The 22,479-nt window shown below is 74.1% G+C and carries 20 protein-coding genes; 9 read left to right on the top strand and 11 right to left on the bottom strand.

Translation table 11 applies throughout. The annotated features are described in order from the left end of the window. The first annotated feature begins 161 nt into the window (after positions 1-161). The 4 genes from C1701_RS14685 (at position 162) to C1701_RS14670 (ending at position 4,064) form a co-directional block, all read left to right on the top strand. Positions 162-926, top strand: a complete 765-nt coding sequence (locus C1701_RS14685; RefSeq protein WP_026419313.1) for a site-2 protease family protein — start codon at positions 162-164, stop codon at positions 924-926. 101 nt (positions 927-1,027) lie between these two features. Next, positions 1,028-2,038: a 2-phospho-L-lactate transferase gene (cofD, locus tag C1701_RS14680; RefSeq protein WP_103056037.1), complete on the top strand. Its 1,011-nt coding sequence runs from the start codon at positions 1,028-1,030 to the stop codon at positions 2,036-2,038. Continuing rightward, positions 2,035-3,471, top strand: coding sequence for a coenzyme F420-0:L-glutamate ligase (locus tag C1701_RS14675; protein WP_248784492.1), 1,437 nt, complete (start codon positions 2,035-2,037; stop codon positions 3,469-3,471). Before cofD ends, C1701_RS14675 begins: the two co-directional genes overlap by 4 nt. After that, positions 3,468-4,064, top strand: coding sequence for an NUDIX hydrolase (locus C1701_RS14670; protein ID WP_026419316.1), 597 nt, complete (start codon positions 3,468-3,470; stop codon positions 4,062-4,064). The genes C1701_RS14675 and C1701_RS14670 overlap by 4 nt, the downstream gene beginning before the upstream one ends. Here C1701_RS14670 and C1701_RS14665 read toward each other — a convergent pair. Both C1701_RS14665 and C1701_RS14660 read right to left on the bottom strand, forming a co-directional pair. Further along, entirely contained in the window at positions 4,038-4,904 is an 867-nt protein-coding gene (locus C1701_RS14665; RefSeq protein WP_026419317.1) for a hypothetical protein, read from the bottom strand. The genes C1701_RS14670 and C1701_RS14665 overlap by 27 nt on opposite strands. Before the next feature lie 95 nt (positions 4,905-4,999). Further along, a complete protein-coding gene (locus tag C1701_RS14660) occupies positions 5,000-6,124 on the bottom strand; it encodes a sugar phosphate nucleotidyltransferase (RefSeq protein WP_051314089.1) in 1,125 nt (374 codons plus the stop codon). A gap of 186 nt (positions 6,125-6,310) precedes the next feature. Here C1701_RS14660 and C1701_RS14655 point away from each other — a divergent pair, with 186 nt between their 5' ends. Next, the gene (locus C1701_RS14655) at positions 6,311-6,772 is read left to right on the top strand and encodes a hypothetical protein (RefSeq protein WP_035292470.1); all 462 of its coding nucleotides are present in this window, start codon (positions 6,311-6,313) and stop codon (positions 6,770-6,772) included. Between the two features lie 282 nt (positions 6,773-7,054). On the opposite strand, the gene C1701_RS14650 is transcribed toward C1701_RS14655, so the two are convergent. Both C1701_RS14650 and C1701_RS14645 read right to left on the bottom strand, forming a co-directional pair. Then, a complete protein-coding gene (locus C1701_RS14650) occupies positions 7,055-7,954 on the bottom strand; it encodes a glycosyltransferase family 2 protein (protein ID WP_026419319.1) in 900 nt (299 codons plus the stop codon). Between the two features lie 121 nt (positions 7,955-8,075). After that, positions 8,076-9,227 (bottom strand): glycosyltransferase family 4 protein, encoded by a 1,152-nt coding sequence (locus tag C1701_RS14645; protein ID WP_026419320.1) that lies wholly within the window; start codon positions 9,225-9,227, stop codon positions 8,076-8,078. 287 nt (positions 9,228-9,514) lie between these two features. On the opposite strand from C1701_RS14645, the gene C1701_RS14640 reads away from it, so the two are divergent. Then, positions 9,515-10,447 carry an arylamine N-acetyltransferase family protein gene (locus tag C1701_RS14640; protein WP_103056036.1) on the top strand — a complete coding sequence of 311 codons (933 nt, stop codon included), beginning with the start codon at positions 9,515-9,517 and terminating at the stop codon, positions 10,445-10,447. 27 nt (positions 10,448-10,474) lie between these two features. On the opposite strand, the gene C1701_RS14635 is transcribed toward C1701_RS14640, so the two are convergent. Beyond that, positions 10,475-11,629: a glycosyltransferase family 4 protein gene (locus tag C1701_RS14635; protein ID WP_026419322.1), complete on the bottom strand. Its 1,155-nt coding sequence runs from the start codon at positions 11,627-11,629 to the stop codon at positions 10,475-10,477. A 107-nt stretch (positions 11,630-11,736) separates the two neighbouring features. Here C1701_RS14635 and C1701_RS14630 point away from each other — a divergent pair, with 107 nt between their 5' ends. Further along, entirely contained in the window at positions 11,737-12,726 is a 990-nt protein-coding gene (locus C1701_RS14630) for a glycosyltransferase family 2 protein (RefSeq protein WP_103056035.1), read from the top strand. Between the two features lie 612 nt (positions 12,727-13,338). Here the strand turns inward: C1701_RS14630 and C1701_RS14620 are convergent. The 4 genes from C1701_RS14620 to C1701_RS14605 are packed head-to-tail and all read right to left on the bottom strand — an operon-like array spanning position 13,339 to position 15,686. Continuing rightward, a complete protein-coding gene (locus C1701_RS14620; RefSeq protein WP_026419325.1) occupies positions 13,339-14,172 on the bottom strand; it encodes a hypothetical protein in 834 nt (277 codons plus the stop codon). Next, the gene (locus C1701_RS14615) at positions 14,169-14,504 is read right to left on the bottom strand and encodes a type VII secretion target (protein WP_030104978.1); all 336 of its coding nucleotides are present in this window, start codon (positions 14,502-14,504) and stop codon (positions 14,169-14,171) included. The genes C1701_RS14620 and C1701_RS14615 overlap by 4 nt, the downstream gene beginning before the upstream one ends. 3 nt (positions 14,505-14,507) lie before the next feature. Next, entirely contained in the window at positions 14,508-14,984 is a 477-nt protein-coding gene (locus C1701_RS14610) for a YbaB/EbfC family nucleoid-associated protein (RefSeq protein WP_103056034.1), read from the bottom strand. Between the two features lie 6 nt (positions 14,985-14,990). Further along, positions 14,991-15,686, bottom strand: a complete 696-nt coding sequence (locus C1701_RS14605) for a DUF6346 domain-containing protein (protein WP_337662275.1) — start codon at positions 15,684-15,686, stop codon at positions 14,991-14,993. 198 nt (positions 15,687-15,884) lie between these two features. Here C1701_RS14605 and C1701_RS14600 point away from each other — a divergent pair, with 198 nt between their 5' ends. After that, positions 15,885-18,401 carry a glycosyltransferase gene (locus C1701_RS14600; protein ID WP_030104975.1) on the top strand — a complete coding sequence of 839 codons (2,517 nt, stop codon included), beginning with the start codon at positions 15,885-15,887 and terminating at the stop codon, positions 18,399-18,401. After that, positions 18,388-19,494 carry a glycosyltransferase family 4 protein gene (locus C1701_RS14595; RefSeq protein WP_026419329.1) on the top strand — a complete coding sequence of 369 codons (1,107 nt, stop codon included), beginning with the start codon at positions 18,388-18,390 and terminating at the stop codon, positions 19,492-19,494. Before C1701_RS14600 ends, C1701_RS14595 begins: the two co-directional genes overlap by 14 nt. Before the next feature lie 680 nt (positions 19,495-20,174). Here the strand turns inward: C1701_RS14595 and rfbD are convergent. Further along, positions 20,175-21,095, bottom strand: coding sequence for a dTDP-4-dehydrorhamnose reductase (gene rfbD / locus C1701_RS14585; RefSeq protein ID WP_026419330.1), 921 nt, complete (start codon positions 21,093-21,095; stop codon positions 20,175-20,177). A 5-nt stretch (positions 21,096-21,100) separates the two neighbouring features. Then, positions 21,101-22,093 carry a dTDP-glucose 4,6-dehydratase gene (gene rfbB, locus C1701_RS14580; RefSeq protein ID WP_026419331.1) on the bottom strand — a complete coding sequence of 331 codons (993 nt, stop codon included), beginning with the start codon at positions 22,091-22,093 and terminating at the stop codon, positions 21,101-21,103. Between the last annotated feature and the right edge of the window lie 386 nt (positions 22,094-22,479).

Below are 22,479 nucleotides of genomic sequence, written 5' to 3'. Positions count from 1 at the left end.
CCGAACTCGCTAGGCCATCAGGAGGTTTCCCGGAAACCCACGGACAGCCGCTTGACAGCGACGCGCCGCGAAAGGCCCACCGATCGGGCGGTGGCGGCGGGCCGGCTGGGAGGGACCTCTCTCCCACCGGTCGCCCCCGGGAGGTGGGGGACACTGGCCTCGTGACGAGTTCTCCCGTTCGCCTCAGCCCGCTCTTCCTCGCCATCCTCGCGGCGACCGTGGCCGGCGGCGCGCTGACCCTCGTCGACGCCTCCGCCGCCGCCACCGCGGGAGTCGTGCTCGTCGTCCTCGGCGGCTGGGCGGTCTCCCTGTGCCTCCACGAGTTCGGTCACGCCGCCGTCGCCTACCGGGGCGGGGACCTGTCGGTCAGGGACAAGGGCTACCTGACGCTCGACCCCCGGCGGTACACCGACCCGGTCCTGAGCCTGCTGCTGCCGATCCTGCTGCTGATGGCGGGCGGGATCCCGCTGCCAGGCGGGGCGGTCTGGATCAACCGGCACGCGCTGCGCTCCCGTGCGGTGGAAAGCGGGGTCTCCCTCGCCGGCCCGCTGACCAACCTCGCCCTGGGCGGGTTGCTCGTCGCCGCGGTGTCGCTGACCCAGCCCCCGCTCACGCTGGCGGCCGCGCTGTCCTACCTGGCCTACGTCCAGATCATCGCCTTCGTGCTGAACATGCTCCCGGTTCCGGGGTTGGACGGGTACGGGGCGCTCGAACCGCACCTCTCCGCCAAGTGGCGGCACTACGGGTCGGTGGCCCGACCCTGGGCCCCGCTCGCGCTCTTCGCCGTCCTGCTGGGGTTGCCCCAGATCGGCTTCCCGTACCTGACCGACGGGCTGTTCACCCTCACCTCCGAGCTGTTCCGCCTGATCGGCGGCGACGCCATGCTGGCCGCCTGGGGCGGGTCGGAGTTCCGGTTCTGGCGGTAGGCCCGAGCCCCGCTGCCCGCCCCGCCCCGCGCCGCCCGTCCGACCCGCTTCCGACGGCTCCCGGCGGTGGCCGTGATCGGGGAATGCGAGGATGACGCCTCGTGAGAATCGTGGTGCTGGTCGGGGGAGTCGGGGGCGCTCGCTTCCTCCTCGGGGTCAAGGCCGCGCTCGGACTGCCCCCGGTCGGGGAACCGACCTCGGGCTCCGGCGGCGACGTGGGGGAACACCAGGTGACGGCGGTGGTCAACACCGGCGACGACACCTGGATGCACGGTCTCCGGATCTGCCCGGACCTCGACACCTGCATGTACACCCTGGGCGGTGGCATCGACGAGGAACGGGGCTGGGGCCGCGCGGGGGAGAGCTGGGCGGTGAAGGGGGAACTCGCCGCCTACGGCGCGCCCCCGGACTGGTTCGGCCTCGGCGACCGGGACATCGCCACGCACCTGGTGCGCAGCCGCATGCTCCGCGCCGGCTACCCCCTGTCCGCCGTCACCGAGGCCCTGTGCGACCGGTGGCGGCCGGGGGTCCGGCTCCTCCCCGCGTCCGACGACCGGGTGGAGACCCACGTCTCGGTGGACGACCCCGACTCCGGGGAGCGGCGCGCGATCCACTTCCAGGAGTGGTGGGTGCGGCACAGGGCTGGCCTACCGGCGCACTGGATAGGCCAGGTCGGCGCCGAGACCGCCACCCCGGCCCCCGGCGTCGCGGCCGCCCTCGACGAAGCGGACATCGTGCTGCTGGCGCCGTCCAACCCCGTCGTCAGCATCGGGTCGATCCTGGCCGTCGAGGGCGTCCGGGACGCTGTGCGCGCCACCTCCGCCCCCGTGGTCGGCGTGTCCCCGATCATCGCGGGGAAACCGCTCCGGGGCATGGCCGACGCCTGTCTCCGGGCCCTCGGGGTCCCCTCGACCGCCGAGGGGGTGGGCCGGCACTACGGCGGGCGGGGGCAGGGGGGCTCCGGCCTGCTCGACGGCTGGCTCGTGCACACCGGGGACACCGCCGTCGTCCCCGGCGCGGCGGTGCGTTCCGTGCCGCTGCTCATGTCCGACGTCGCCGCCACGGCTGCGATGGTGGAGGCGGCCTTCGATCTGGCTGAGGTGACCCGATGAGCACGACGTCCACCCCCCACGAGGAGAGCCCCGCACCCCAGGGCGCCGGCCCGGCGCGGGGCGGTTCCGACACCACCACGCCGCCGGTGCGGGAGGGCGACCACGCGGCGAGCCGCCTCGAACTGTTCCCGGTCCCGGGGCTGCCCGAGGTCCGGCCCGGTACCGACCTGGCCGCGCTGGTCGCCGGATCGGCCCCCTGGCTGCGGGACCACGACGTCGTCGTGGTCACCAGCAAGATCGTCTCGAAGGCCGAGGGCCGGTTGGTGACCGTTCCCCGCGACCCGGAGGCCCGCGAGGCCGCCCGGCGGGAACTGGTCGGCCAGGAGGCGGTCTCGGTGATCGCCCGGTTCCGGAACAGCCTCATCACGGAGAACCGGTTGGGCATCGTGCAGGCCGCCTCCGGGGTCGACGCCTCCAACGTCGCCACCGACCAGATCGCGCTGCTCCCGGAGGACCCGGACGCCAGCGCCGCGCGGCTCAGGGCCGGCGTCCGGGAGCGGCTGGGCGTCGAGGTGGCGGTCGTGGTGACCGACACGATGGGCCGGGCCTGGCGGAACGGGCAGACCGACGCGGCGATCGGCGCCTCCGGGTTGCCGGTGCTCCACGGTTACGCCGGGCGGGTCGACCAGCACGGCAACGAACTCGCGGTGACGTCCGTGGCGCTGGCCGACGAGATCGCCGCCGCGGCCGACCTGGTCAAGGGCAAACTGGGTGGCGTGCCGGTCGCCGTGGTGCGCGGGCTGCGCCTGGTGGACGACGGGTCAACGGCACGCGCGTTGGTGCGGCCGGTGGAGCAGGACCTGTTCCGCATGGGGACCGCCGAGGCGGTGCGACGCGGGCGGTCCGAGGCCGTCCTGTCGCGGCGGTCGGTCCGCGAGTTCGCGGACGAGCCGGTGAGCCCCGACGCGGTGCGCCGTGCCGTGGGTGCCGCGCTGACGGCCCCCGCACCCCACCACAGCCGCCCGGTTCGCTTCGTGTGGCTCCGGGACCCGGTGCGGAGGCGGACGCTGCTGGCGGCCATGCGGCGGGCGTGGTTGGCCGACCTCGCCGGCGACGGCCTGACGGCCGAGCGCGCGGAACGGCGGGTGCGGCGGGGTGACCTGCTCCACCGCGCTCCCGAACTCGTCCTGCCCTTCCTGGTCCGGGACGCGGCGCACGACTACCCCGACGCGCGGCGACAGGAGGCGGAGCGGTCGATGTTCACCGTCGCCGGGGGCGCCGCGGTGCAGGGCCTGCTCGTCGCCCTCGCCGCCGAGGACCTCGGCTCCTGCTGGGTGTCGTCGACCCTGTTCTGCCCGGAGGTGGTGCGGGAGGTGCTCGAGCTACCCGAGCACTGGGAACCGCTGGGCACCGTGGCGGTGGGGCACCCGGCCCAGCCGGCCGAGGGCCCCCGCCCGCCGGCCGCCCTGGACGAGGGCATGGTGGAGCTGTGACCGCGCCAGGGCCGGACCTCCACACCAACGCCGTGCGCTGCCTGTCCTCGTGGCGGACGGCGGACCCCGGGCAGGAGGCGCTGCGCCAGGCCTTCCTGGGTTTCCTCGCCGCCAGGGCGGACGCGTGCCACCGGTCCTGCGAGGCCGGCCACCTCACCGCCTCCGCGTTGGTGCTGGACGCGACGGGGGAACGCACCCTGCTGACGCTCCACCCCCGGGTCGGGCGGTGGCTCCAACTCGGCGGGCACTGCGAACCGGAGGACACCGACCTGGTGTCGGCGGCGTTGCGGGAGGCCACCGAGGAGTCCGGCATCACCGGGCTGCGCATCGACCCGCGTCCCCTGCACCTCGACGTCCACGAGGTGACCTGCTCCCTCGGTGTGCCGACCCGGCACTTCGACGTCCGCTTCCTGGTGCGCGCCCCGGTGGCGGCGCGGGAGGTGCTCAGCGCGGAGTCGCTCGACCTGCGCTGGTTCCCGCTGGCGGCGCTGCCGGCGGACGTGGACTCGGTGCCCACCATGGTCAGCCTGGCGATGACCAGGGCGGCCGGTGCGGCTGAGGCCGGATCAGCAGGCCCGGTAGTCCCGGGGTGACAGCCTCGGCCCCCTCCGGGGGGCGCGGGAACCGACCGCCGTCAGGTACCGGACCGCGCGGTGCCGCTGGCCGGCGTAGGGGGCGAGCAACGCGAGCATGCCCGCGTCGTCCACCCGCCGGCCGAGCAACGCCCACCCGATCGTGTTGGACAGGTGGTAGTCCCCGACGCTCACCGCGTCGGGGTCGCCCCAGGCCCGCTGGGCGACCTCGGCTGCCGTCCACTCCCCCACGCCGGGCACGACGCGGAGCAGCGCCCGTCCCTCCGCACCGCCGAGTTCGACCGCGCGCTCCAGGCGGGACGCGACGCCCGCGACCGCCAGCAGGGTGCGCCTCCTCGCGCCGTCCACACCGCACTGGTGCCACTGCCAGTCGGTGATCGACCGCAGCCGAGCCGGGTCCGGTGGGACCCGCAGGTCCACCCCGTCGGGGCCGGGGGCCCGCCCGCCGAAACGGCGGGCCAGCTCACGCCAGGAGCGCCACGCCTCGGTGCTGGTGACCTTCTGCTCCAGGACGGCGGCCAGCAGCACGTCCCACACCCGGCCCGTGGAGCACAGCCGCAGCCCCGGCAGGGTCCGGCGCGCGAGGGCGACCGCCGGGTGGTGCGCGACGAACCCGCCGTCGTCGTCCTCGGCGCCGCACAGCGCCGGGAGCCCCTCGACCAGCCGCGCCGCCCCGGGCCCCCACGCCGTCGCCAGGACCGCCCCCCGGTGCCGTCGCAGCGCCAGGGTCCCGGGGCCCTCGTCGGTGTTGGTCGCCCACCAGTAGGCGTCGCCGTGGGTGCGGAGGCACGGGTCGCCGCTCCCCCGCCGGAGTGGCCCGAGCAGCTCCCCCAGGTCCACCGGGCGGGCCGGGGTCCAGGACCGGGTGAGGGGTGTCCGGGGGTGTCCGGCGGGCGGGCGGGCCGCCGCGCGCGACCGCGTCCCGGACTCGCGGTTCACACGTCCGCCGAGAACCGGATGCCGTTGGAGGGCAGCTCCACTCCGGGCCACACGCGGGCGCCGCCGACCAGCTCGCAGTTCTCGCCGACGACCGCGTCGTCGCCGATCACGGAATCCTCGATGACCGCCCCGGCCCCGATGACGGCGCGCGCGCCGACGACGCACCGCCGGACCTCGGCGCCCTTGCCGACCACGGCACCGGAGAACAGCACGGACCCCTCGACGGTGGCGCCGGAACCCACCTCGGCCCCCTCGCCCACGGCGGTGCCCCCGTGCACCTTCGCGTCGTCGGCGACCCTCGCGCCGTCGAGCACGATGGCTGGGCCGGCGGGGCGGGGGAGGGCCGGGGAGTGCACGACACCCCGGACGAGGTCGGCGGAGCCTCGGACGAACGCGGCGGGGGTGCCGAGGTCGAGCCAGTAGGACGTGTCGACGTGGCCCTGGAGCCGAGCTCCGGACTCCAGGAGGCCGGGGAAGGTCTCCCGTTCGACCGACACCGGCCGTCCGGCCGGGATGTCGTCGACGACCTCGCGGCGGAAGACGTAGCAGCCGGCGTTGATCTGGTCGGTCGGTGGGTCGTCGGTCTTCTCCAGGAAGGCGAGGACCCGCCCCGTCTCGTCGGTGGGGACGCTGCCGAACCTGCGGGGGTCCTTCACCCGGACCAGGTGCAGGGTGGCGTGCGCTCCCGAGGAGCGGTGCGTGTCGACGACGGCGGCCGGGTCCACCCCGGAGAGGATGTCCCCGTTGAACACCAGCACGTCGCGGGCGGTCAGGCCGGCGGCCGCGTTGCGGATCGCGCCCGCCGTGTCCAGCGGACGGTCCTCCACCACGTACCGCAGGTCGAGCCCGAGGGCCGACCCGTCGCCGAAGTGCCGCTCGAACACCTCCGCCTTGTACGAGGTCCCCAGCACCACTCTCGTCACCCCGGCGGCCCTGATCCGGCAGAGCAGGTGGGTGAGGAACGGCACGCCGGCGGTGGGCAGCATGGGCTTGGGTGCGGAGAGGGTCAGGGGCCGCAACCGGGTACCCTTGCCTCCGACCAGCACAACCGCGTCGACGTCGCGCAGTGCTCGTCGCGATCCGGACTCAGTCGCCGGTGGCTCGGCTGGACTCACCGACATGCGACGCTCCTCCTGATCTATCGAAACCACGTCGGAGGGCCTACTCTGGCATGAGCGACCAAGCGCGCGGGCAGTGGACCCACCGAGGCGCCGCGGTCACACACCGCGAGTAGGTCTCCAGCCGCCCACCGAACACCGCTCGCGTCGGCCCCCGCGGCTCCGCGGCAACGTCAGGAGAGGTCACCGATGGACCCCCGAAACCGTGCTGACGCGGCCCTGGCGCGTGCCAGGGCGCGCGGCTCATTCGTCGTGACCCCCGATGACGCCACCTCACCGATGGACGCCGCCAGCACCGTGCAGATCCCCCGCCGGGTGGTCTCGGCGGCGGACCCGGGCCGGAAACTCGCCGACGCGGAGAGCACCGTGGTCCTCCGGCCGGACCAGCGCCCGGCCCCCACCGCCCCCGGTCATCCCGGGATGGGCCAGCCCGGTCAGCACGGACAGCAGCCGGGTCCGGGTGGCCCCGGCCGGCCGCAGCCGCCCGCGCAGCAGACCGGTGGGCACGGCATGACCGCGCCCCAGCAACGGCCCCCGCACCAGCCCCCGCCGTCGCCGGGTGGTCAGCAGGCCCCGCACCCGGGGCCGGGCGGTGGCGGGCACCAGCAGGCCGAGAGCACCACCCCGCCCTGGCACAACCAGCAGTTCTAGGCCTCCCAGGCGCGTTCCCCAGGCCAGCGCCCGCTCCACCGGGCGCGACTGGCCGTCACGGGTCGGGCGCGGCGCCGGCCGCCGGCCCGCGCGCGTGCCGGCGGCAACCCGCCCTCCTGGCCCTGGCGCCGGACGAACTCGGGCCCGGTGCGTCGAACGGGCTGGGCGGGGCGCCACCTCCGGATGAGGACGCCGGGGTCCCGGTCGGCCGGAGGCGGGGTGCGGCCACTCGTCGGCCCGGGGTGACGGTGCCGTGCCCCGTCACCGCGCTCCACCTCCGGGTCAGCCCCCGGTGCGTCGGGAGCCGCGCAGCTCCCAGCGGTAGCGGGCGTTCAGGCCGGTGCGCAGGGCGAACCGCAGCGGAGCCCAGGCGGGCCCCTGGTGCCGGTCGCTGAGGTACCGGTAGGCGCTGCGGTGGTGGGCCGCGAGCATCCGTTCCGACGCCGTCGAGGTGGACGCTCCCCCGACGTGCATGACCTCGGCGCTGGGCACGTACACGTTGAGCCAGCCGGCCCGTGCCAGCCGATCGCCCAGGTCCACGTCCTCGAAGTACATGAAGTAGCGGGGGTCGAAGCCACCGACCGAGTCGAAGGCCTCCCGGCGGAAGAGCTGGCAGGACCCGGAGAGCCAGCCAGCGGTCCGCTCGACGACGGCGGTGTCGGACTGCCGGTAGGCCCTGGACCACGGGTTGTCGCTCCAGACCTTCCCGAGGACGGCGTGCCCGACGCCGCGCCCCAGGGAGGGCAGGAGGCGCGCGGACGGGTAGACGTCGCCGGCGGGCTCCCGGATCAGCGGGCCGAAGGCCCCGCCGCGCGGCCACCGCTCGGCGGCGGCCAACAGCACGTCGAGGCTTCCCGGCGTCCACTCCAGATCGGGGTTGGCGACGACGACCCAGCCGACCTCGTCCCCGAGGCGCTCGACACCGTGGTTGGCCGCCCGCCCGTACCCGAGGTTGCCCCCGGTGGGGGCGAGTTCGACGTTCGGTCGTTCGGCCGCCCGTTCTGGGGCGCCGTCGGTGGACCCGTTGTCGGCGAGGACGACCTTCGGGGTGCGTTCTGTCGCGGTGACCAGGGTGTCCAGGAAGCGGTCGATCGTCTCCCCTGGTGAGTAGGTGACGGTGACGACGGCGACATCGTCGCCGTAGGTCGCTGGTTTCCGGCTCTGCGCACTCGACGAGGTCACGGCGGACCATTCTGCCGTGGACCGCTCGTGCGCCACCGGCCCCCCGCGTCCTCGGTCCAGCTGGCGCTCCCGCGGCGCGAACGGCGTGTCGCGGCCGGCGAGCGGGGCGTGTCGGAGACGGTCAACGGCCGCGCCGGTGGATCCAGTCAGCCCGCGCGAAGGCCTCCAGGTGCCCGGCGGCGCACCCCGCCCAGGAGAACTCCTTGGACCGGGTGAGCGCGGCGGTGCTCAGCTCGGCGCGCCGCCGTGGCTGGTCCAGGAGCTCGGTGATCGCCTGGGCGATGTCCGCCGCCCCCACCCCGCAGTAGGCGACCGCGTCGCCGCCGACCTCGGGGAGGCTGAGGCGCTGGGTGGTCAGGACGCAGGCCCCGCAGGCCATCGCCTCCAACACCGGCAGGCCGAAGCCTTCCCCGAGGCTCGGGTAGGCGACCAGTTCCGCGCCGCCCAGGAACCCGGCGAGGTTCCGGAACGGGAGGTAGCCGGGCCGGATCACCCGCACGCGGTGGGGAACCGAGTCCAGGGCTCGTTCGACCTGACCGTCCCAGCCCGGTTGACCGGCCAACACCAGCGTGGGCGGGTCCTCCCGTCCCTGGCACGCCTTCGCGAACCCCCGGATCAGCGAGGGCACGTTCTTCCGGGGTTCCAGCGCGCCGAGGAAGGCGACGTAGGGCGCGTCCCGCAGACCCAGCAGCTGGCGAACCTCGGCGACCTCCTCCGGGGTCGGCGGGTGGAACCGGTTGGTGTCGACGCCGTGCGGCACCACCGACATGGCGCTGCGCCTGGCGCCGAGCAACCGGACGAGTTCGCTGGTCGTCGCGTCGCTGGGGGTGACGCACAGCGTGGCGCGGGCCAGGGACGCGCGGATCCACCCCCGGAAGAACCCGGCCTTGACCGACGAGTGCAACGCGGGGTCGGTGAAGAAGGTCGCGTCGTGCAGGGTGACCACGCTGGCCACCGGGTTGGCCAGCGGCATCGTGTAGTGGGGTGAGTGCAGCACCCGGACGCCCAGTCGTCGGACGAGCCGGGGCAGGGTGAGCTGTTCCCAGCTGAGGCGCGCCGTCCTGGTCGCCACCGACTCCGAGGCCGGAACGACCCGGGAGGACGGCGCGGTCCTGGTGTACAGCTCGGCGTCACGAGGTTGGCAGACGACGCTGAGCTGGGCCCCGGCGGCGTCAAGGCCAGCGATCAACGAGTCCACGTACCGGCCCACTCCACCTCGGTCGGTGGGCACAGCGGTGGCGTCGATCAGGACGCTGGGTTCGGCAGACCGCACCACTGAAGCCTACGGCCGCTTCACACGCGATCCGGCGCCTTTGGCCGAATCGGCGGCCGGCAGTGGGCAGCCCCACGTCCACGCGCCTCGGCGACGGGTCCGCGCTCGCCTCCCGTGCCCGGGTTCCCGCGCTCCGTGGCCGTGGCCGTTCCCCTTCCCGTCGACCCGCCTGGGGACGGCCGGGCGGGGCACGGTGGCGGGCCGCCGGACCGTGGTGGTCCGAGGTGTCCGCACGGCCGACCCGAGGACCTTGACCTCAACAATCGTTCAGGTTGAACGATGGTGGCATGACGACGACCGAACAGGACAGCACGACCACCCTCGCCCACGATCCGCTGGTCGGCCCGGAACTCGACACGGCACCGGAGACCGCGCGGGGGTGGGCTTCCGCCGATCTCGACCTGGACGCCTACCTCGCCCGCATCGGCTACGACGGCGACCGCGCCCCCAACGCCGACACGCTGCGCGCGGTGCACCGCGCCCACGCCACCACCGTCCCGTTCGAGAACCTGGGCCTCCTCTCAGGTGGGGGTGTCCGACTGGACACGGCCTCCCTCCAGGACAAACTGGTCCGGCGCCGTCGTGGCGGCTACTGCTTCGAGCAGAACGTCCTGCTCGCCGCCGCCTTGGAGCGCCTCGGCTACCGGGTGTCCGGAGTGAGCACCCGAATCCGGCTCGGTTCCCGGAACGTGCGGCCCGCCGCGCACGCCGCCCTCCTCGTCGAGGCCGAGGAGCGGATGTGGTTGGCGGACGTCAGCGTCGGCGAGCAGGGCGTGCTGGAACCGACACCCCTGGTGTCGGGAGCCGAGGTTCGGCAGGGGGCCGGGTGGCGGCACCGCCTCGCACGGGAGGAGGACGGGACCTGGGCACTCCAGTTGGCGCGCGGCGAGGACTGGCAGGACCTCTACGGCTTCACCCTGGAACCCCACTACCGCGTGGACTACGTGGTGCAGAACCACTTCGCGGCGACCCACCCGACCTCGCCGTTCCGCCGAACCCTGTTCGGCTCGCGCGGCGGGGAGGAGACGGCGCACAGCCTCTCCGGCCTGGACCTGACGCTGTCCCGCCCCGATTCCCCGGACGAGGTGGTCGTCCTGGGGCCCGACGAACTCCCCGGGTACTTCCGCGACGTGTTGGACGTTCCCCTGACATCGGAGGAGGCCGACGAGTTGGTGGTGATCGGCGAGCGCGCCCGCGCGGACCGGGAGACCTCCGGCTGAACCACTCCTGGCCGCGGTCGGCTGGCGTCAGCCGACCGCGTCGAGGTGGATCCGCCAGAGCGCCCGCGCCGCGCGTTCCCAGTCGTAGTGCTCGGCCCGGCGCAGACCCGCGCGGATCATCGCCTGGGCCCGCCCGGAGTCGGAGGCCACGGCGCGCAGCGCCCCGGCCAGGGTGTCCGGGTCCCCCCTTCGCACCACCAGACCCGCCCCGCCCGCGACCTCGACGAGCGCGGGCACGTCGGTGTGCACCACTGGAACGCCGACGGCCATCGCCTCCAGGACCGGTAACCCGAAACCCTCGGCCCGGCTCGGTGCCGCGAGGACCGTCGCCTGCCGGAGGACGGCGGACAGCTCGGTGTCCTCGATCCGCCCCAGCACCCGCAGCCGATCGCGGGCGAGCCCGTGCTCCTCGGCCAGCCGCCGGGGGTCGACCCCGCCCCAGCCGCTGGCTCCGACCAGGACCAGGGGGAGATCCGGGCCCCTGGCACCGGCCATCGCCCGGATGAGGACGTCGATGCCCTTCCGGGGCTCCACGGTGCCCACGGCGAGGACGTACCGGTCTGGCAGTCTCAACTTCCGGCCCACCCGCTGCTGGAACTCGTCGGTCAACGGACGGCGCAACGCGTCCGAGACGCCCTCGCCGACCACGTGGGTCCGGGGGCCGGTGGCGCCGATCGTGCCCGCCCCGGACCGTTGCCGGTCGGCGTCGAGGTGCCTGGCGAGTTCCGCCGCCACGGCCGCGGTCGGGGTCACCAGCGCGGAGGCACGGCGGGCGGCGCGGCCCACCATCCGCCGGTGCCAGGCCGCGCCCCGACGGGTCAGCGTCTCGGGGTGGGTCCACGGCACGGTGTCGTGCACCGTGACCACCAGCCCCCGCCCCCGTGGCACGGACGGCGGGGCGAACGGGGTGGGCGCGTGCACCGAGTCACCTCCGGGCCAGACCGGGATCCCGCGTTCCCACAACGCGGAGAGCACCCGCCTCGGGTAGGGCAACGACTTCGGTCCGATCAGCCCGGGGATCACGGCGGCGTCCGGGTCGGCGTGCTTCGCGACGACCCCGGCGACATCCCACCCCGGGGGCGCCGTCCCGGCGAGCGCGGCGGCGAGTTCCCGGGTGTAGCGGCCCGTCCCACCCGGGACGGGAGCGAGCAGCTGTTCGGTGAGCACAACGAGGAGCGGCACCCGCCAACACTGCCACGAACCCCGCGGCGTTTCGCCGGGACCGGACGATCCGGAGCCGGGACCGCCGGCCGCCACCGGCCCCGGCCCCGTGGGTAGGTTGGTCGGTCATGGACACGGCCGACCCCGGGACCACATCGGCTCGCAGCACCGTCGTCATCGTGACCTGGCGGGCGAGGGACCACCTCGAACACTGCCTGGACGCGCTGGCGGCACAGACCCGGCCGCACCGGCTGCTGGTGGTCGACAACGCTTCGGACGACGGCACGGCCGACCTGCTGAGGGCGCACCCGACCGCCCCGGAGGTGCTGCGGCTACCGGCCAACTCCGGGTACGCCGGGGGGATGGCCGCCGCGCTGCGCCGGGTCCGCACCGAGTTCATGGTGTGGCTGAACGACGACGCCGTCCCCGCACGCGACTGGCTCGCGGCCCTGGAGGACGCCGCCGACGCCGACCCGGGGGCAGGGGCGGTCAGTTCGCTGTTGCGCGCGGAGGACGGCACCGTGCAGTCGGCCGGCGTCGGGTTGACCCCCGACGGCCACGGACGCGATCTCGGTGCGACCACCGGGGTGGACGGCACCGCCGAACCCGTGGAGGTGTTCTCCTTCTGCGGGGGCGCCGCCCTGGTGCGCACCGAGCCGCTGCGCGCGCTCGGCGGCGTGCCCGAGTCCTACTTCTGCTACTACGAGGACACCGACACCGCGTGGCGGCTGCGGCTCGGGGGCTGGCGGGTACTGCTCGCCCCCGCCGCCGGGGTGCGCCACGCGCACGGTGCGAGCAGCGCCCCGGGCTCCCCCCGTTTCCACCGGTGGAACGAACGGAACCGCCTCGTGACGCTGGTGCGCTGCGCGCCGCTGCCGGTCGCGCTCCGGGAGGTGCTGCGGTTCACCGCGATCACCGCGGCGCTCCCCCTCCGACGCCGGCTGGGACGACCAACGCCGGACGCCGCGAACTTCCGGGTGGGGCTCCGCCTCGGCGTGCTCGGCGAGACGCTGGAGCGGACACCCGAGGCGCTGCGGTTCCGGCGGGAACTCGGCCGCCGGGCCGTGCTGGACCGGACGGCGGTGTGGCGTACCTGGGCTGGCCGGGACGAGCGGTGAGCGGCGCCGCCCGCACCGCCCCTGGTCGCCGTGCCAGCGGGTGGACCGCCCCGCTCGTGACGAGGAGCGCGCCGCCCCCGCCGCGCCGGCCCGCCGGCCCGACTCCGCGGTGATGGCCGCACCGACGACCAGGCGAGCGGAGCACCGGCAGCGCGGCCTGGCCTGGTGACGGCACCCGCCCCCGTGACGTCGTAGCCCCCGCCCGACGACGGCGGGGAGGGATGCGACGTGGCCCAACGTGGCCCACCTCCTCGACCAGGGTCGGGACGGGACCGAACCTCCCCGATCACCTCGCCTAGCGGACCGGGTCCTCGGCGTCCGACCTCAGCGGCCGGCCCCGGAGCACCGGCGCGAGCGGCGCCGGCCGGCGGGGAGCAGGAACCCGCTCGGCCCACACCGCGAAGTACTCCCACGACCGGAAGTGCTGCCACGACCGGTCATCCCCCGCCGCCTGGTCACTCGGGTGGACCCCGAGGCCCGACGGGGAACCGCACCCCGCCTGGGCCACCTCACCCGCCACGTGGGCAACCGGGCCGTCTCGCCCCGACCTCCGCGCGGTCGGCGCGCGGGGGCGGGGAACGCCCGGCGGTTGGCCGCCGGGACGGCCCCGGGTCAGGCCGAGCTCTCCCCGGTCGCGAAGGGCTTGTCGTCGACCTGGGTGGAGTACACGGCGAGGTTCTTCGGCACGGCGATGGCGAGGGTCTGGGCCACGTCGGTGAGGACGTCACCGAGCTTCGCGACGTGCTTGCTGAGCCCGGTGATGCTCAGCACGGCCTTCTGGATCCAGTCCTGGACCTTGTTGGCCCACTTCATCACCAGCCGGATCCCGTCGGCCACGAGGACCGGGGTGGCGAGGCCCAGGGTCAGTCCGGCGGCGGCCGCCGCCCGGATGAGCCACTGCACGAGCTCGCTCATCGCCTCGGCGATGAGGTCCCGCACGATGGTGCGCACCACCGACACCACCGTAGCCCCCGCCGTCAACGCGACTCCGACCCCGTTGGCGGCGATCGAGGCGGCCTGGATGGCGGCGGCCTGGCCCATCGCGACGGGGCGGTAGGCCTCCACCGCCGGCCCCTCCCAGCCCTCGGTGTCGGCGCGGACGATGTCGCCCATGTCCTGGGAGGACTGCCCGAGCGAGTCGGCCACGTTGCCCCAGGTGGCCGCGTTGGTGTGCACCACGTCGGGGTTGCCGGCCAGGCAGTTCAGCAAGTCGGGCAGCGGCGGCACGTGTTCGATGAACCAGGCGAAGGCGGAGGTGAGCAGCGTGCCGAAAGGGTCGGCGACCACTGCCAGCGCGTCCAGGCCGGCCGCGCCGATGTTCACCCCGGCCTCGAGCCAGTCGCCGTTCTGGACGGCGGTCACCGCGTCGCCGGCGGCCTCCACCATCACGACCGCGTCGAGCTTGTCACCCCCGCTGTAGTCGGGGGCGATCAGCGGGTTCGTCATGGCGTCGACGGTCCTTCCAGTCGCTCGGCGATCTGGGCGAAGAGGCGGCTCACGCCCTCCTCCAACAGCTCGTAGGTGTCCGCGGAGGCGGTGATGGCGGTGCTGGTCGCGCTGACCGTTCCGCCGGCGGCGGCGATCGCGCCGTGGCCGAGGGCCTCGATGCTGCCCATCAGGGGCAGCATGATGGGACTGCACAGCAGCCCGTACGCGGTGGTGCCGCTGATCGAGGCGTGGGTGGCGGCGTCCTGCGCGACCCCGATCTGCTGGACCACCCCGTCGAGCCGGGCGGCGTGCTGCCGCATCTGCTCGGGGTAGACGTGGAACCCGTCCATCCGTCACCACCCCCTGTCGTTGCGCCAGCTGGCGCCGCCGTCCGGGTCGTCCGGGTCGTCCGGGTCCTGGGGGTCGTCCGAGCTCCGGGCTGCTCCCCCGGTGTCCTCGTCGTCGAGCTGGGGGAACCGCTCCTGGTAGCCGCCCATCACCGCGTTCAGCGACTCGCTGTCCTCGCCGAGGATCGGGGCCAGCGCCTCCCGCATCTGGTCGGCGATCCGGGCCTGCGCCCGGCGGAGGGTGTCGAGGATCTGCGCGGACAGCTCCTCGGGGCGCCGGGTCATCGCGGCCGGCGTCAGGTCGAGGGCGGTCATGCCCCCGTTGCTGTCGACCGTCACCGAGACGGCGCCGTCCCGGCTGCGTTCGCTGACGCGCGCCTCCCTGGCGGCGGCCTGCAACTGGTCGGCCTGGCGCAGCTTGGCCTGCATCTGTTCCTGGAAGCCGCGCAACATGGCGTCGGCGGCGCTGGTGTCGGGCTGCACGTGTCCTCAGTCTCCCTGTCCGGTGGTGCCTCGCTGCTGGTGGGGCGGTAGGTGGCTGGCGGGGGGAGCGGGTGGTCCGCCCTGGCTCCCCGGTCGGCCGCTGCTGCCCCAGTGCGGTCCGAACCTGGGGTTCGGGGGGCTCCCCCCGCCGTTCCGCTCCTGCTCACCCTCCCGCTCCGGACGCGGCAGGAACCTGAGGCGCACCAGGACGCCGACGGTCACGGCGAGGACGAGCAGGTTCGCCAGGGCGTAGGCGGCGATAGAGATCGGCGGCGGGACGGGGGCTCCGGAGCGGTCCGTCCGGAAGACGGCGAGCTTCCATCCGCCACCCGCCACGATCTGGACCTCCTCCACCGGGACCTCGGTGCCCAGGTCCTCCCGGGTCAGCTGCCGGGGGTAGGCCTCACGGTGCTCCACCCGGCCGTCCGACCAGTGGATCTCCGCGGTGCACACGTCGGCCGGCCCGATGCCGCCCTCCAGGCTGATGGGCCCGGTGCTCCGGCAGCTCGTCACCTCGGCGGTTCCCGCGTCCACCACCGGCCTGTCGTCCGCCTTGGTCCCGCCCCAGGTGTGCAGGGTGGTCGTGAACGGGAACAGGAGGGCGAACAGGGTCAGGCCGACCACCCCGAGGACGACCCCGGCCACGATCTTCCGGCCTCTGCTGATCTCCGCCACCGTCCACTCCTCACCTGGACCTGACACCCTGACGGAAGCGTAGACAGCGCGGCCGGCCACCGGGGGCGTTTTCCTCACAGAAGGTTGCCACGGGACTCCGCAGGGCGATCATGGTGGCGGGGGGCGGCGGTTCCCCCGGGTCCGCCCCCCGGCGCGAAGCGGATAGGGCAGGCTTAGACGCGGCTGGTCGCCGACCGGCCCGAGGAGAAGCTGAGGGGGAGCGACGTGCCCGAGCCGAGTTCCGGGGGCCTGCCGACAGTTTCCGTGGTGGTGGTGAACTACCGGGGGGTCAAGGACACGATCACCTGCCTCCGGTCGCTGCGGGACGACCTGGACTACCCGGCCGACCGCCTGGAGATCATCTGCGTCGACAACGCCTCCGGCGACGGCAGCGTGGAACGGCTCCGGGACGAGATGCCCGACGTCACCCTGGTCGAGTCTCCGGAGAACCTCGGTTTCGCCGGCGGCTGCAACCTCGGCGCCCGCCAGGCCAGTGGCCAGGTGCTCGCGTTCCTCAACAACGACGCCCGCCCGGACGCGGAGTGGGTGCGGGCCGCGGTCGCCGTGTTCCGCGCGGAGCCCACGGTCGGCGCGGTCGCCAGCAAGGTGCTCGACTGGGGCGGCGAGCTGATCGACTTCGTCGACGGCGGCCTCACCTGGTTCGGGATGGGGTACAAGCGGCACGCCGGTCAACGTGACGACGGCAGCCACGAGGTCGCCAGGGACGTGCTCTTCGGAACCGGTTCGGCGCTGTTCGTGCGCACCGAGCTGTTCACCGCCCTCGGTGGCTTCGACGAGCGCTACTTCATGTTCTACGAGGACGTGGACCTCGGCTGGCGGCTGAACCTGCGCGGCTGGCGGGTGCGGTACGAACCGACGTCGGTGACCTACCACCGGCACCACGGCTCGATGGGTTCGGTCGACTCGTCCCGTGAGTACTACCTGTTGGAACGCAACGCCCTGGCGACGCTCTACAAGAACCTGGAGGACGAGACGCTGGCGAAGGTGCTGCCGGCGGCGCTCGCCCTCGCGGTGCGCCGGTCGACGGCACGGGGGGACATCGACCCCACCCAGCTGGAGATCACCCGCCGCCCGGCGGACCGGGGTGCCGACGCCGAGCCCGTCCCGGTGTCGCGGGAGGCGCTGGCCGGTTTCCTGGCGATCGACCAGTTCGTCGAACTGCTGCCCCAGTTGGCCGAGTCCAGGAAGGTGGAGCAGGAGTCGCGGGTCCGCTCGGACGGCGACATCGTTCCGCTGATGCGCAAGGCGCTGGAGCCGGCCTACCCGCTCCCCCGCTACCTGGCCGCCCACGAGACCCTGGTGCGGGCCTTCGGACTGGACGAGGCGTTCGGACGCCCCCGGCGGGTGCTGGTCGTCACCGGTGACGCGATCGCCGAACGGATGGCGGGCCCGGCGATCCGCGCCTGGCACATGGCCGAGGCGCTGTCCACCGAGCACGAGGTCAGGTTGGTCAGCGTCAACAACCACCACGAGCCGCCGGAGGCGGGTTTCCCGGTGGTGCACGCCAGGCCGAGGGACCTGGGCACGCACATCGCGTGGTCCGACATCGTGGTGGTGCAGGGCCACATCATGGAGATGGCGCCCGAGCTGAAGGACCCCTCCTCGGGCAAGATCGTGGTCTGCGACGTCTACGACCCGATGCACCTGGAGTACCTGGAGCAGGGCAAGGACGTCGACGACGAACGTCGCGCCCGCGACCTCGACGGGGTGACCCGGGTGTTGAACACCCAGCTGATGCGCGGGGACTTCTTCCTCTGCGCCTCGGAGCGGCAGCGGCACTTCTGGCTCGGGCACCTGGCCTCCCTGGGCCGGCTCAGCCCCGGGATGTACGACTCCGACCCCACCGTGCGGTCCCTGCTGTCCGTCGTCCCCTTCGGACTGCCGGCGGCCCGACCACGGCGCACCGCGCCGGCGATCCGGGACGTGGTGCCCGGCATCGGCCAACGGGACCGGGTCGTGCTGTGGGCCGGCGGCGTGTACAGCTGGTTCGACCCGTTGACCCTCGTCCAGGCCATCGACAAACTGCGCCGGGAGGAGGACGGCGTCCGGTTGTTCTTCCTCGGCATGCAGCACCCCAACCCGGACGTGCCCGAGATGGGCATGGCCGGGCAGACCCGCCAGCTCGCCGACCGGCTGGGCCTGGTCGGTTCGCACGTCTTCTTCAACGAGACCTGGGTGCCCTACCACGAGCGGCACAACTGGCTGCTGGACGCCGACTGCGGGGTCACCACGCACTTCGACCACGTCGAGACGACGTTCGCGTTCCGCACCAGGGTCTTGGACTACCTGTGGGCGGGTCTGCCGATCATCACCACCGACGGGGACTCGTTCGCGGACCTCGTGCGGCGGGAACGGCTCGGGGTGGTCGTGCCGGCCGAGGATGTCGACGCGCTGGCCGCCGCCCTGCGCCGGGTGCTCTACGACGAGGCGTTCGCCGAGTCCTGCCGGACGCGGATCGCGGAGGTGCGCGAGCGGTTCACCTGGGACGCGACCCTGCGCCCGCTGCTGGAGTTCTGCCGCGACCCCCGGCCGGCGGTGGACCGGCTGGGCGGGTCGGCTCCCTTGGTGCGCGAGCAGCCGCGAGGGGCCGGCGGCCAACTGAGGCATGATCTTGGTCTGATCCGGGAGTACCTCGACCTCGGTGGTCCCGGCGAGGTCGCCCGCAGGGCGGCCGGCAGGTTACGCAGGCTGGTGAAGGAGACGGTGCGTGGTCGACGCTGACGGTTCCGGGCGCAAGCTGAGGATTCTGCTGGACGGGACGCCGCTGCTGGGCGCCCGCACCGGGATCGGCCGGTACACGGCCGCATTGGCCGAGGAACTGGCGTCGATGCCGGGCATGGACGTGACCGCTCTCGCGTTCACGCTGCGCGGTTGGCGGACCCTGCGCGGTGTCCTGCCGCACGGGGTCCGGGCCCGTGGTCTTCCCGTGCCGGCGCGTGCCCTGCGGGCGGCCTGGCTCCGCACTTCGGCGCCTCCGGTGGAGCTGCTGGCCGGCCGCGCGGCGGTGCTGCACGCGACGAACTTCGTCCTGGCACCCACGATCTTCGCGCGGGGTGTGCTCACCGTGCACGACCTGGACTTCCTGGACTCCCCCGAGGAACTGCCGGCCGGGGAACGGGACCTGCCCGAACTGGTGCGGCGCTCCGCTGGCCGGGCGGCGGTGGTGTGCACCCCGACCTCGGCGGTGGCCGAGGTGGTCACGGAACGGCTGGGGGTGCCCCAGGAGCGGATCGTGGTGACGCCGTTGGGCGTGGACGCGGCCTGGTTCGCCGCCCGCCACCCGACCTCCGCCCTCCGGTCCGCGTTGGGCATCCCCAAGGAGTACCTCCTGTTCGTGGGCGCGGACGGCCCGAGGAAGGGTCTGAGCACGCTGCTGGCCGCCCACGCGGCGCGCCCGGAGCTGCCGCCGTTGGTGATCGCCGGCCCGGCCGCCGCGGACCCGCCAGGGTCGACCGACCGGGTGATCAGGACCGGCTACCTGCCGGAAGTGGACCTGCGGAGGGTGGTGGCCGGCGCCTCGGCGCTGGTGCTGCCGTCCCGGAACGAGGGCTTCGGTCTTCCGGTGTTGGAGGCGCTGGCCTGTGGGGTGCCGGTGGTCTGCTCCGATGTGCCCGCACTGCGCGAGGTGGCGGGTGGGCAGGCCGTCCTCGCCCCGGTGGGCGACGTGGAGGCGCTCGGGGCGGCCCTGGTCCAGGCGTTGGACAGCCCCAGCGACACGGCGACGTTGACCGCGCGCCGGGACCACGCCGCCGACTTCAGTTGGCGCCGGTGCGCCGAGGCGACGGCGGCGGCCTACCGCAGGGCGGCTGGCTGAGGCGGAGCCGCCGTGGGCGGTCCGGGCTCCCGGGGCGCGGCTCGTCCACCAACACCTCCACCGCCAACCGGGCCACATCCTCCCGAGCCACCCACGCCACCCGACCACCCCCAGCCGGAGCCGAAAGCACCCCGTCCTCCCCCACGCACCCCGGCGCCACATCCGCGTTAGACCGTGTTGCGCGACGACCGTTGGGGGGCGGGGCGGCCGTGCCCCTCATGGGGGACCCGGCGGCGACGGGACGACCGGGTCGCCTGTTCCGCTCATCCTCGGTGTCGGGTGGTGCCCGCACGTCCACCCGGGGGAGCAGCCGTGTCCTGTCGGCGAGGTAGCCGGAGCACACCCCCACCCACCCGGGGGAGCAGCCCCGCGGCAAGCCTATCGGCGGGCCGGTGACGTGCGCCTCCACCCGCACCGACCGCTGTGGACAACTCCCTGATGGGGACAGGGCGGCCAGCCGAGGACGATCAGCACGGCCACCGGGCGGCACCTCTGGCCGGGCCGTGGGGACCACGGCTGCCACTCCCCCGGGGGACGCTCACCCTTCCCGCCGGGATTCCGGGGCACGCCCGCCCCAAGAGGGAAGGACGGGCAGGGCGGGTTCCGGCGGGGGCCTCGGCACGCTCGCCCGGGGAGGCGCGCCCTGGTAGCGGGCCGCGTTCCTCCCCGAGGTCCCGGGCTCAGTTCCGCAGTTCCTCACCCTGCTCGGCGAAGGCCGCCGCCAACGCCTCCCGCCAGGGGCGGAGCGCTCCCAACCCCTCGTCCTCCCACCGCCGTGGGGACAGCACCGAGTAGGCCGGGCGGGGCGCCGGGCGGGGGAAGTCCTCGGTTCCGCAGGGGCGGACCCGCTCCGGGTCGGCGCCGAGTTCGACGAAGACCGCCCTGGCGAACTCGAACCAGCTCGTCACGCCCGTGTTGGTGCAGTGCAGCACCCTGTTCTCCGGCGGTCGGCCGGCGGCCACCACCGACGCCAGCCGCAGCAGTCCGGCGGCCAGATCGGCCGACCAGGTCGGCGAACCCACCTGGTCGGACACGACGCTCAGCGTGTCGCGCTGCCGTTCCAACCTGGCCATCGTCCGGACGAAGTTGCCGCCACCAGCCCCGTACACCCAGGCGGTGCGCACCACCCATGACCGGTCGGTGCCACCCAGCACCGCCCGCTCGCCGGCGAGCTTCGTCCTTCCGTACGCCGAGCGGGGAGCGGGCGGGTCGCTCGGCTCGTACGGCCGGTCGCCATCACCCGCGAAGACGTAGTCCGTGGAGACGTGGACCAGCGGCACGGCCTCCGCCGCGCACGCCGCCGCCAGCGCCGCCGCCCCGGCCGCGTTGATCTCGTGGGCCCGGGCCTCGTCCTCCTCCGCGGCGTCCACCGCCGTGTAGGCGGCCGCGTTCACCACCACCGGCACGACACCGGAGTTCCGAGCCGCCTCGGCCAGCGCCCCGACGGCGTCCCGGACGGTGTCGGCGTCGGTGATGTCCAACTCGGCGGACCCCGGCGCGTGCGCGAACCCCGCGTCGCCGAGGTGGGCGGGCGCCAATCTGGCGAGGTCGCGGCCGAGCTGCCCGTGGCCTCCCGGCACCAGCAGGGCGAGTTCTGGCATGTCCGTCAGCTCCTCACCAGCGCGGCGCGCCGCTTCAGCGGCTCCCACCAGGCGCGGTTGTCCCGGTACCAGGCGATCGTGCCCGCCAGGCCCTCGTCGAAGGGCACCTTCGGGGCGTAGCCGAGTTCCGCCTGGATCTTGCCGATGTCGACGGAGTACCGCCGGTCGTGTCCCTTCCGGTCGGCCACCGGTTCCACCGAGGACCAGTCGGCGCCGAGAGCCGTGAGCAGCCGGCCGGTCAGCTCGCGGTTGGTCAGTTCGGTCCCGCCCCCGATGTTGTAGATCTCCCCGGGACGGCCGCCCTCCGCGACCAGTTGGATGCCCCGGCAGTGGTCGTCCACGTGCAACCAGTCGCGGACGTTCCCGCCGTCCCCGTACAGGGGCACCGTGCCCCCGTCGAGGAGCCGCGTGACGAACAGCGGGATGAGCTTCTCCGGGAACTGGTACGGACCGTAGTTGTTCGAACAGCGGGTGATGGAGACCGGGAGCCCGTGGGTGCGGTGGTAGGCGCGCGCGAGCAGGTCGGAGGCGGCCTTGGACGCCGAGTAGGGCGAGTTGGGTTCGAGGACGTGGCCCTCGTCCCAGGACCCCTCCGCGATCGAGCCGTAGACCTCGTCGGTGGAGACGTGGACGACCCGGCCGACCTCGGCCTCCAGCGCGGCCTGGAGCAGGACCTGCGTTCCCAGGACGTTCGTGACGACGAAGTCGGAGGCGCCGTCGATCGAGCGGTCCACGTGTGATTCGGCGGCGAAGTGCACGAGGAGGTCGGTTCCGCGCATCAGCGGGTTCACCGTCTCCGGGTCACAGATGTCGCCCTCGACCAGGCGGAACCTCGGGTCGGACGCCACGGGGGCCAGGTTGTCGACGCTCGCCGCGTAGGTGAGCTTGTCGAGGACCACGACCTCGGCGTCCGCCAGGGCCGGGTACGCGCCAGCGAGCAGGGACCGGACGTAGTGGGAGCCGATGAAGCCCGCTCCACCGGTCACTAGGACTCGCATCACACTTCCTCCTTCGTGGGGGGCCGACGACGTCACGTCGAGGGTGACCGACACGCCGACACACGGGGGAAGGGCGTGCGCACCGACCGGGCGGCGCCCGGCCCGGACAGTCTGTCACGGGCGGTTCGGGTCGGGAGTGAACCTCGAGGATCTCGAAAACGTCAAACATGTAGCGAGGTGACACCCGTTCAGCCCAACACGGGATTAGCCTTGTTCGGGGCCGGGTACCAACGGTCAGTCGGGGCAGTGCCGGCGCGCACGCGGCAACGTGCGCTCCTGCGGGGAGGAGTTCACGCGTGGAGGATATGCCGCCCGATCCGGGAGGGGCATCCCGCCGCCGCAGAGGCGGTCCGACGCCTCCCCAGCCTGGTCGTACACCCTCTGAG

Source organism: Actinoalloteichus sp. AHMU CJ021, from assembly GCF_002895405.1.
In the GTDB taxonomy this organism is placed as follows: Bacteria; Actinomycetota; Actinomycetes; order Mycobacteriales; family Pseudonocardiaceae; genus Actinoalloteichus_B; species Actinoalloteichus_B caeruleus.
The sequence above is the reverse complement of the archived record's forward strand: the minus strand, read 5'-3'. Positions and strand labels throughout refer to the sequence as shown.